Source organism: Enterococcus sp. AZ011, from assembly GCF_050548355.1.
Classification (GTDB): domain Bacteria; phylum Bacillota; class Bacilli; order Lactobacillales; family Enterococcaceae; genus Enterococcus; species Enterococcus faecalis.
This window is the reverse complement of sequence record NZ_CP172959.1, coordinates 1,942,256-1,953,500: the sequence shown is the minus strand read 5'-3', so window position 1 is coordinate 1,953,500 and position 11,245 is coordinate 1,942,256. Positions and strand designations below refer to the sequence as shown.

At 38.8% G+C, this 11,245-nt stretch carries 6 protein-coding genes; 4 read left to right on the top strand and 2 right to left on the bottom strand.

Annotation, left to right across the window (positions count from 1 at the left end):
• The first annotated feature begins 12 nt into the window (after positions 1 to 12).
• The gene (gene sufB / locus IGL36_RS09380; RefSeq protein ID WP_002356769.1) at positions 13 to 1,407 is read left to right on the top strand and encodes a Fe-S cluster assembly protein SufB; all 1,395 of its coding nucleotides are present in this window, start codon (positions 13 to 15) and stop codon (positions 1,405 to 1,407) included.
• Between the two features lie 160 nt (positions 1,408 to 1,567).
• Here sufB and IGL36_RS09375 read toward each other — a convergent pair whose 3' ends face one another.
• Both IGL36_RS09375 and IGL36_RS09370 read right to left on the bottom strand, forming a co-directional pair.
• Positions 1,568 to 2,170 carry a YczE/YyaS/YitT family protein gene (locus IGL36_RS09375; RefSeq protein ID WP_002393123.1) on the bottom strand — a complete coding sequence of 201 codons (603 nt, stop codon included), beginning with the start codon at positions 2,168 to 2,170 and terminating at the stop codon, positions 1,568 to 1,570.
• Positions 2,171 to 2,255: 85 nt separating this feature from the next.
• Positions 2,256 to 3,035 carry an SDR family oxidoreductase gene (locus IGL36_RS09370; RefSeq protein ID WP_002359767.1) on the bottom strand — a complete coding sequence of 260 codons (780 nt, stop codon included), beginning with the start codon at positions 3,033 to 3,035 and terminating at the stop codon, positions 2,256 to 2,258.
• Between the two features lie 415 nt (positions 3,036 to 3,450).
• On the opposite strand from IGL36_RS09370, the gene rseP reads away from it, so the two are divergent.
• The 3 genes from rseP (at position 3,451) to IGL36_RS09355 (ending at position 11,115) form a co-directional block, all read left to right on the top strand.
• Entirely contained in the window at positions 3,451 to 4,719 is a 1,269-nt protein-coding gene (rseP, locus tag IGL36_RS09365; protein WP_002362168.1) for an RIP metalloprotease RseP, read from the top strand.
• Between the two features lie 71 nt (positions 4,720 to 4,790).
• On the top strand, positions 4,791 to 6,509 hold the full coding sequence (locus IGL36_RS09360; protein ID WP_002372134.1) for a proline--tRNA ligase: 1,719 nt from the start codon (positions 4,791 to 4,793) through the stop codon (positions 6,507 to 6,509).
• Positions 6,510 to 6,759: 250 nt separating this feature from the next.
• Positions 6,760 to 11,115 (top strand): PolC-type DNA polymerase III, encoded by a 4,356-nt coding sequence (locus IGL36_RS09355; RefSeq protein WP_002400824.1) that lies wholly within the window; start codon positions 6,760 to 6,762, stop codon positions 11,113 to 11,115.
• Positions 11,116 to 11,245: the final 130 nt, after the last annotated feature.

Below are 11,245 nucleotides of genomic sequence, written 5' to 3'. Positions count from 1 at the left end.
GGTGACGACGAATTGAGTACAGTACCTGAATTAGAAGAATATAAATTTGGCTTTCACGACGATGTGGAACCAGTCTTTAGTACCGGAGACGGCCTAACAGAAGACGTCGTTCGCGAAATTTCTCGCGTGAAAGGCGAACCAGAATGGATGCTTGACTTCCGTTTAAAATCGTTAGAACAATTCAATAAAATGCCCATGCAAGAATGGGGTCCAGACCTGTCAGATATTGACTTTAGTAAAATTAAATATTACCAAAAACCGAGTGACAAACCTGCACGCGATTGGGATGATGTACCTGATAAAATCAAAGAAACCTTTGAAAAAATTGGGATTCCCGAAGCTGAGCGTGCTTATCTAGCTGGGGCTTCTGCTCAATATGAATCAGAAGTTGTTTACCATAACATGAAAGAAGAATTTGAAAAATTAGGCATCATTTTTACAGATACTGACTCTGCTTTAAAAGAATATCCTGACTTATTCAAAGAGTATTTTTCAAAACTTGTGCCGCCAACAGATAATAAACTGGCCGCTTTAAACTCAGCTGTTTGGTCAGGTGGAACCTTTATTTATGTACCAAAAGGCGTTCGAGTTGATGTACCATTACAAACATATTTCCGAATCAACGCTGAAAATACCGGCCAATTTGAACGGACCTTGATTATTGTCGATGAAGGGGCCAGCGTTCACTATGTTGAAGGTTGTACGGCACCCACGTATTCAAGTAACAGCTTGCATGCGGCCATCGTAGAAATTTTCACTAGAAAAGATGCTTATTGTCGTTATACCACTATTCAAAACTGGTCAGATAACGTCTACAACTTAGTAACCAAACGTGCTAAAGCTTACGAAGGTGCCACTGTCGAATGGATTGATGGGAACTTAGGAGCTAAAACAACCATGAAATACCCAAGCGTTTACTTAGATGGCAAAGGTGCCCGTGGCACGATGTTATCGATTGCCTTTGCTGGCGCTAACCAAATCCAAGATACTGGGGCCAAAATGATTCACAATGCGCCGAATACCTCTAGCTCAATTGTTTCAAAATCAATTGCTAAAGACGGCGGCGAAGTTAACTACCGTGGCCAAGTGACTTTTGGAAAAGACAGCGCAGGCTCGATTTCCCACATCGAATGCGATACGATTATCATGGACGAAAAATCAAAATCAGATACGATTCCGTTTAATGAAATCCATAACAGCCAAGTGTCCTTAGAACACGAAGCCAAAGTTTCAAAAATTTCTGAAGAACAATTATATTATCTAATGAGTCGCGGCTTGTCTGAAGCCGAAGCGACAGAAATGATTGTTATGGGCTTTGTTGAACCATTTACGAAAGAATTACCGATGGAATATGCGGTTGAGTTGAATCGGTTGATTAGTTATGAGATGGAAGGCTCTGTCGGCTAGTTTTTACTCTACCAACAAATAATCAACCAAAACAACAACGGAAAGCCAAACAAGAAACACACTAATCATGCTTCTTCAAAGAAGCACAAATAAAAAAGCGATGACTCGAGAAGAAAATCTCTATTGAGTCATCGCTTTTTCTTATATTTTAGTTAAAAAATTATTTTACTAAAGGTTGAAGTAACTTGTTCCAGAAACTAATGAGTGGGCCAGCACCAAATGCACAAATAATTGTACCAATCCCAATTGGACCACCAGCAATAAAGCCAATTAATAGGACCAACAAATCTTGTGCTTTTCGAACAGAAGCGTAAGGTTTGTTGATTTGTTGACAGATGGTTGGTGCAATCGCATCATAGGGGGATTCGCCTTGATCTGTAGCCATGTATAAGGCGCAGCCAAATGTAAAAATCAGGACTCCGACGAATAAAGAAAGTAGTTTGCCAATTGTTGAGCCTCCTAAACTATCGGCGTAAGGTTGAAGCCAAGTAGAAATCTGTTGAATCAAAATCCCTACTAAAAGCATATTTAAAATAGTTCCTAGACCAATGGCTTTTTTGTTTTTTAAATAGACATAGAATAAAATAAACGCATTGACAATAATTTGAAAAATGCCTAATTGCATACCAAACATCGAAGAAAGTCCGATATTCATAGCAGTGAAAGGATCAACTCCTAAACCTGCCACTCTTAAAGTGGATGCGCCAATCCCGATAATAACTAAACCAATTAAAATTAAAAGAACATTTTTGACTAGTTTCATGGTAAGCCTCCTGAATAGATTTTGTGTGTGATAGTACAAAGTCTGCAACAAAAATTCATAGAGAATTTTTGTTGCAGACTACTTTTTAACCAGCTCCGTGTTGGAACGAAGGGTATAGAGACATCCCGCCATCTACAAAGAGTGTTGTTCCGGTTACGTATGAGGATTCATCAGAAGCTAACCAAGCGGCCGCAGCAGCTACTTGATTTGGTTTACCAATAATGCCCATAGGAACCATGCTCGTTGTTTGTTTTAACTGTTCGGGATCGGAAAATTTTTCAGCATTAATAGGTGTGTTAATCGCTCCAGGTGCAATACAGTTGGCACGAATACCATATTCCGCATATTCCAAAGCGATTGTTTTCGTGAACATTTCGGTTGCGCCTTTACTTGCCGCATAGTGAGCGAACGTTGGCCAAGGAATTCTTTGGTGAACGGAGGACATATTAATGATTGACCCTTTGATTTTTTGATCTCTAAATATTCGGAGTGCTTCTCTAGAACCCAAAAAGACACCGTTTAAATTGACATCAATGACACGTTGCCATTCTTTTAATGGCATATCAATTGTCGGAAAAGAAGCCTCCACACCGGCGTTATTTACCCAAATGTCAACATGACCAAACTCTTTTAAAGCGGTTTCAGCTAACGCTTTAATATCTTCTTCATTAGAGACATCAGCCTTCACGAATTTTACGCGGTCTGCGTGCTTGGCTTGGACATCTTCAAATTCTTTAGGCAGCTCACCGACATAGTCAGCAACAACATTCATGCCCTCTAAGATATAACGCAGAGTAATAAATAATCCTAAACCCGTAGCTGCACCAGTGACAACGGCCACTTTACCATGTAATTCTCCATACATTGATTCATTCCCCCTAAAATTACTATTAATACTTTCATGGTAGCACATGTCAATCAGCGTGTTGATAAAATACGACAAACTGTCGGAAAAGTTTAGGCTCTAAAGTTAGCTACTATTGTTGAAGGTCTTTAAAAAAATACTGGTCGTAGTAATCAATTCCTCTCATTTATAGAGTTTTCTAAAAAAACACAAAATATCTAGGCGAAGTGGTCAAGTCCAATGGTTATTTATGACTGAATATGCTAAAATAAAACTTGTCTTACATAAGGAAAGATTTGTTCACTAACAGTGGCGACTGTTCTCAGTAAACAGTTGCACTGGTTTATCGGGAAGGGAACAGAGCAAGTTTTACGAGACTTTCCCATGTAATAATAAAAAGCACTGAACGTCAGTGAATGAAGGAAGAAGGACATCTATGAAAACAATTATCACATTCATTATTGTCTTCGGTATTCTTGTCCTCGTACATGAATTTGGCCACTTTTATTTTGCAAAACGAGCGGGTATTTTAGTTCGTGAGTTTGCAATCGGAATGGGACCAAAGATTTTTGCGCATCGTGGAAAAGATGGCACCACTTATACGATTCGCTTATTGCCAATTGGTGGCTATGTGCGAATGGCTGGGATGGGCGAAGACATGACAGAAATCACACCAGGTATGCCTCTATCTGTTGAGTTAAATGCCGTGGGTAATGTGGTTAAAATTAATACAAGTAAAAAAGTACAATTACCTCATAGTATTCCGATGGAAGTCGTTGATTTTGATCTTGAAAAAGAATTATTCATCAAGGGCTATGTCAATGGAAACGAGGAAGAAGAAACCGTTTATAAAGTTGACCATGATGCAACGATTATTGAAAGTGATGGAACCGAGGTGCGGATTGCGCCACTTGACGTTCAATTTCAATCAGCGAAATTATCGCAACGCATTTTGACGAACTTTGCGGGACCCATGAATAACTTTATCTTAGGGTTTATTCTGTTTACGTTAGCGGTCTTTCTACAAGGAGGCGTTACTGATTTAAACACGAATCAAATTGGACAAGTGATTCCTAATGGCCCAGCCGCAGAAGCTGGGTTGAAAGAAAATGATAAAGTCTTATCGATTAATAATCAAAAAATCAAAAAATACGAAGATTTTACAACCATTGTGCAGAAGAACCCCGAAAAGCCGTTAACGTTCGTAGTTGAGCGTAACGGCAAAGAAGAGCAACTAACAGTGACACCAGAAAAACAAAAAGTGGAAAAACAAACGATTGGTAAAGTCGGCGTTTATCCTTATATGAAAACCGATTTACCGTCAAAATTGATGGGCGGTATTCAGGATACTTTAAATAGTACGACACAGATTTTTAAAGCACTCGGCTCACTATTCACAGGCTTTAGTTTAAACAAACTAGGTGGGCCAGTCATGATGTTTAAGTTATCGGAAGAAGCATCCAATGCTGGAGTAAGTACAGTTGTATTCTTAATGGCCATGTTGTCAATGAACTTAGGGATTATTAATTTGTTGCCGATCCCAGCTTTAGATGGCGGGAAAATTGTCTTAAACATTATTGAAGGTGTACGTGGAAAACCAATTAGTCCTGAAAAAGAAGGCATCATTACGTTAATTGGCTTTGGGTTTGTCATGGTGTTAATGGTGTTAGTTACTTGGAACGATATTCAACGCTTTTTCTTTTAAGGAGAAAGCTTAAGTAAAAAAGTGTGTAAAGAAATCAAAAATAGTTGATTTTAAAATAGAGGAGAGTTTTAATGAAACAGTCAAAAATGTTAATTCCAACGTTAAGAGAAGTACCAAATGATGCAGAAGTCTTAAGTCATCAAATTCTGTTGCGCGCAGGCTATATTCGTCAAGTCGCTGCAGGGATCTATTCTTATTTACCTTTAGCCAATCGTGTTTTAGAAAAATTAAAAACGATTATGCGAGAAGAATTTGAGAAAATTGATGCAGTTGAAATGTTAATGCCTGCGTTATTACCAGCAGAACTTTGGAAAGAATCAGGCCGTTATGAAACTTATGGACCTAACTTGTATCGCTTAAAAGATCGCAATGACCGTGACTATATCTTAGGCCCAACGCATGAAGAAACCTTCACAGAATTAATTCGTGATGAAATTAATTCTTACAAACGATTACCTTTGAATTTATACCAAATTCAAACAAAATATCGTGATGAAAAACGCCCACGTTCTGGCTTATTAAGAGGCCGTGAATTTATCATGAAAGATGGCTATTCTTTCCATGCCGATGAAGCTAGTTTAGATCAATCATACCGTGATTACGAAAAAGCTTACTCACGCATTTTTGAACGCTGTGGACTAGAATTCCGTGCCATTATTGGGGACGGTGGTGCCATGGGTGGTAAAGATTCTAAAGAATTTATGGCGATTTCTGAAATTGGGGAAGATACTATTTGTTATTCAACAGAAAGTGATTATGCTGCCAATTTAGAAATGGCAACAAGTCTTTATACGCCGAAAAAATCACATGAAACACAATTAGATTTAGAAAAAATTGCAACACCAGAAGTGGGTACAATTGCCGAAGTGGCAAACTTCTTTGAAGTTGAGCCACAACGAATTATTAAATCAGTACTATTTATTGCCGATGAAGAGCCAGTAATGGTCTTGGTTCGTGGCGATCATGATGTCAATGATGTCAAATTGAAAAACTTCTTAGGCGCTGATTTCTTAGATGAAGCAACAGAAGAAGATGCTCGCCGTGTCTTAGGAGCGGGCTTTGGTTCAATTGGTCCAGTCAATGTTGCCGAAGATGTTAAAATTTATGCAGATTTAGCTGTTCAAGATTTAGCCAACGCCATTGTTGGAGCTAACGAAGATGGCTATCATTTGACAAATGTAAATCCAGATCGTGATTTCCAACCAATTAGTTACGAAGATTTACGCTTTGTTCAAGAAGGCGATCCTTCTCCTGATGGCAATGGTGTCTTAGCCTTTACTAAAGGAATCGAAATTGGTCATATCTTTAAATTAGGAACGCGTTATAGTGATGCTATGGGCGCAACAGTTTTAGATGAAAACGGTCGTGAAAAATCAGTGATCATGGGTTGCTATGGCATCGGCGTTAGTCGTTTACTTTCAGCAATCGTTGAACAAAATGCAGACGAGCGCGGTATTAATTGGCCAACAGGAATTGCGCCATTTGATTTACACGTGGTCCAAATGAATGTGAAAGATGAGTACCAAACAAAACTATCACAAGAAGTTGAAGCAATGATGACCGAAGCGGGCTACGAAGTATTAGTTGATGACCGCAATGAGCGCGCAGGCGTAAAATTTGCTGATGCTGATTTAATTGGTTGTCCAATCCGTATCACAGTCGGTAAAAAAGCAGTCGATGGTGTGGTAGAAGTCAAAATCAAACGTACTGGTGAAATGTTGGAAGTACGCAAAGAAGAATTAGAAAGTACACTTTCTATTTTGATGAACACAACATCAGAAGTGGAATAATAATGAAAAGGGCGGACAGAATGATTAGGATAAACTGTTTCCGCCACTTATCAGCGTTTAAGCTTGAAGCAAAAATCTAAAGTGATTTTTGCTTCAAGCTCTTCTTAGCTCTTTTTAGAAAAGAAACAAGATTGTTTTTTTACAAAAAACGAGTATACTTAATAGAGAAGCGAATGCAGAGAAACCGAAAAAAGGCACTTGACAGATTTGTCTGAGGGCCTTTTTTCAATGATAGAAGGAGGTTCATTTTGTGACAGAAAAAGCACGCGATTTATTTGATAAACTGATGACGCAAATTCAGTTAGATGACACAGCGAAAGAACATCCCTTAATTCAAAATGGCCGGATTGACAAGGTCATTGTTCACCAACAAAGTCGCTTATGGGAATTTCATTTAAGTTTTGATGAATTGATGCCAGTGATGCTATATCAAACATTTATGCAACAATTGGAACTAGCTTTTCAACAAATTGCGCAGGTTTCCGTTCAAATAACCACAAATCAGACAACATTTACTGAGGAACAATTAACGGATTATTGGCAGTTGGCCTTGTTAAATAGTCAATGCAATACGCCGTTAGTTCAGAAAGTCTTAAAAACACAGACACCACAATTTGAAGATCGGAAAATTATCTTACCTGTTGATAATGAAGCAGTTATTCCTTATTTGAAGCAACAATATTTACCAATTATTGAGGAACTTTATTTCTCTTACGGGTTTCCTAAATTTCATATTGAACCAAAAATGGATCAACAGCAAGCTGCAGAAGTGCTGAAAAAGTTTGAAGAGCAAAAATTAGAACAAGCCGCAGCCTTTCAACAACAAGCTGCTGAATCGCTTGTTAAACATGAACAAATGAAAAAAGAAAAACAACAACAAGCGCCTGCGTTTGATGGTCCAATTCGTTTAGGTCGGAATATTCCCAATGATGAACCCATTATGCCAATGGGAAACATACTGGAAGAAGAACGTCGGATAACGATTGAAGGCTTTATTTTTGATAAAGAAGTGCGTGAATTGCGTTCTAAACGAAAAATTTTAATTTTGAAAATTACTGATTATACTTCCTCTTTCGTGGTGAAGAAATTTTCGAATGGGGAAAAAGATGAACAAGTTTTTGATGCGATTCAACCACAAAGTTGGATTCGTGTTCGTGGTAGTGTACAAGAAGATACCTTCATGCGTGATTTAGTCATGAATGCTCAAGATTTGATGGAAGTCGCCCATGCGCCAAGAAAAGACTACGCGCCAGAAGGTGAAAAACGTGTAGAATTACACATGCATAGTAACATGAGTACAATGGATGCGACCAATAAAGTCGGTGACTTGGTGGCGCAAGCGGGGAAATGGGGGCACAAGGCCATCGCAATTACGGATCATGGCGGCGCCCAAGCGTTTCCTGATGCCCATGCTGCAGGTAAAAAAGCAGGCGTTAAAATTTTATACGGCGTGGAAGCCAATATTGTTGATGATGGTGTACCTATTGCTTACAACGAAGAACATATTGAATTAACAGATGCTACCTATGTGGTCTTTGACGTGGAAACAACGGGGCTTTCCGCTGTTTATGATACAATTATTGAATTGGCCGCAGTCAAAATGCACAAAGGAAATGTCATTGAGACTTTTGAGCAGTTTATTGATCCTGGCCATCCATTATCTCAAACGACAATTAATTTAACTGGGATTACAGATGAAATGGTGCGCGGTTCAAAATCCGAAGAAGAAGTTTTACGCATGTTTAAAGAGTTTTCAGAAGGAACTATTTTAGTGGCCCACAACGCTTCTTTTGATATGGGGTTCTTAAATACAAGTTATGGCAAACATGGAATACCTGAAGCGGCTAATCCCGTCATCGATACATTAGAATTATCCAGATTCTTGTATCCACATTTCAAAAGCCATCGTCTAAATACCTTATCGAAAAAATTTGGCGTCAACTTAGAACAACATCACCGCGCCATCTATGACTCGGAATCAACAGGTCATTTGTGCTGGATTTTCTTAAAAGAAGCGAAAGAGAATCATGATATGCATTTCCATGATGATTTGAATCGTCATATTGGCGAAGGAGATTCATACAAACGAGCTCGACCTTTCCATGCAACGATTTTAGCAACAACTCAAGCAGGATTAAAAAATCTTTTTAAATTGATTTCGATGTCCAATGTAGATTATTTTTTCCGAGTACCACGGATTCCTCGTTCGCAATTATCGAAGTTAAGAGAAGGACTTTTAATCGGTTCCGCATGTTCAAACGGCGAAATTTTTGAAGCAATGATGCAAAAAGGTGTCGAAGAAGCAAAAAATCGTGCCAAATTCTACGATTATATTGAAGTTATGCCCAAACCAGTTTACGCGCCATTAATTGAACAAGAATTGGTGAAAAATGAAGCAGATTTGGAAGAAATTATTAGTAATCTGGTGAAAATCGGTGACGAACTTGGTAAGCTGGTTGTCGCCACTGGAAATGTTCATTATTTAAATGAAGAAGATGCCATCTATCGGAAAATTTTAGTCGGGTCTATGGGTGGCGCTAATCCGTTAAATCGCCATAGTTTACCAAAGGTTCATTTCAGAACCACCGATGAAATGTTAACGGAATTTCAATTTTTAGGACAAGACGTCGCTAAGCGAATTGTAGTAGAAAATCCCAACAAAGTCGCTGATTTATGTGAAGAAGTTATTCCAGTAAAAGACGATTTGTATACGCCAAAAATTCCTGGGTCTGAACAAGAGATCACTGATTTAAGCTACAATCGTGCGCGCGAATTGTATGGCGATCCTTTACCAGAAATTGTCGAAAAACGGTTAGAAAAGGAACTGAATTCGATTAACGGGAATGGTTTCTCGGTCATTTATTTAATTTCTCAAAAACTGGTGCATAAAAGTAATGAAGATGGCTATTTAGTTGGTTCACGGGGCTCTGTCGGTTCGAGTTTTGTTGCGACAATGACAGGGATTACTGAAGTAAATCCTTTAGCGCCACATTATTATTGTCCTGAGTGTCAATATTCTGAGTTCTATGAAGATGGTTCCTATGGTTCAGGGTTTGATATGCCTGAAAAAGCCTGTCCAAAATGTGGCGCTCGATTGTTTAAAGATGGTCACGATATTCCTTTTGAAACGTTCTTAGGATTCCATGGCGACAAAGTTCCTGATATCGATTTGAACTTTTCTGGCGATTATCAAGCCGAAGCCCATAACTACACGAAAGTTCTTTTTGGTGAAGAATATGTCTACCGGGCAGGAACCATTGGTACAGTAGCCGACAAAACAGCGTATGGCTTTGTTAAAGGATATGAAAGAGATCATAATTTACATTTGCGCGGCGCTGAAATTGATCGCTTAGCCAAAGGTTCAACAGGGGTTAAACGGACGACTGGGCAGCATCCCGGCGGTATTATTGTAATTCCTGATTACATGGATGTTTATGACTTTACGCCAATTCAATACCCTGCTGATGATCAAGAGGCAGAATGGAAAACGACGCACTTTGATTTCCATTCCATTCACGATAATATTTTAAAACTTGATATTCTAGGACATGATGATCCAACCGTGATTCGGATGTTACAAGATTTATCTGGGATTGAGCCAAAAACCATCCCAACAGACGATCCAGAAGTGATGCGTATTTTTGAAGGACCTGAGGTTCTAGGTGTGGATGCAGAGCAAATTTATTCTAAAACAGGAACGTTAGGAATTCCTGAATTTGGGACACGTTTCGTTCGAGGTATGTTAGAACAGACGCATCCATCAACTTTTGCAGAATTACTTCAAATTTCTGGACTGTCTCACGGAACCGATGTGTGGCTAGGGAATGCAGAAGAATTGATTCGCCGTGGCGAAGCCAATCTTGCTGAAGTAATTGGTTGTCGGGATGATATCATGGTTTATTTAATTCATGCTGGTTTGGACAGTGGGATGGCCTTTAAGATTATGGAAACGGTACGTAAAGGACAATGGAATAAGATTCCTGATGAACTACGGGATACGTATTTAAATGCGATGAAAGAAAACAACGTCCCTGACTGGTATATTGATTCTTGTTCTAAAATTAAATATATGTTCCCGAAAGCCCATGCGGCAGCATATGTATTAATGGCGTTGCGGGTCGCTTACTTTAAAGTTTATTTCCCAATCTTATATTACTGTGCATTTTTCTCCGTTCGGGCGGATGACTTCGACTTAGTGGCAATGTCACAAGGGAAAGAAGCTGTGAAAGCACGAATGAAAGAAATTACGGACAAAGGGATGGACGCCTCCACTAAAGAGAAAAACTTATTAACGGTTTTAGAATTATGTAATGAAATGCTGGAACGGGGCTATAAATTTGGCATGATTGATTTGTACAAATCAGATGCTGAAAATTTTGTGATCGAAGGGGATACCTTGATTGCACCTTTCCGAGCAGTGCCAAGTTTAGGCCTCAACGTAGCGAAAGCCATTGTCGCTGCGCGAGAAGAGCAACCGTTCTTGTCGAAAGAAGATTTGGCAACACGAGGCAAAGTTTCTAAAACGTTGATTGAATACATGAATGAAAATGGTGTCTTAAAAGACTTGCCAGATGAAAACCAATTATCATTATTTGATATGTTATAAAAGAAAAATCTTTTAGAAAAAGGCTGGTGAAGCAACTTATTCACCGGCCTTTTTTAGTCATCAAATAAATTAGAAAATCATTGCTAGAAGCGTTTTAATTACTTATTAAAAAGCCATCTTTATTTAATTA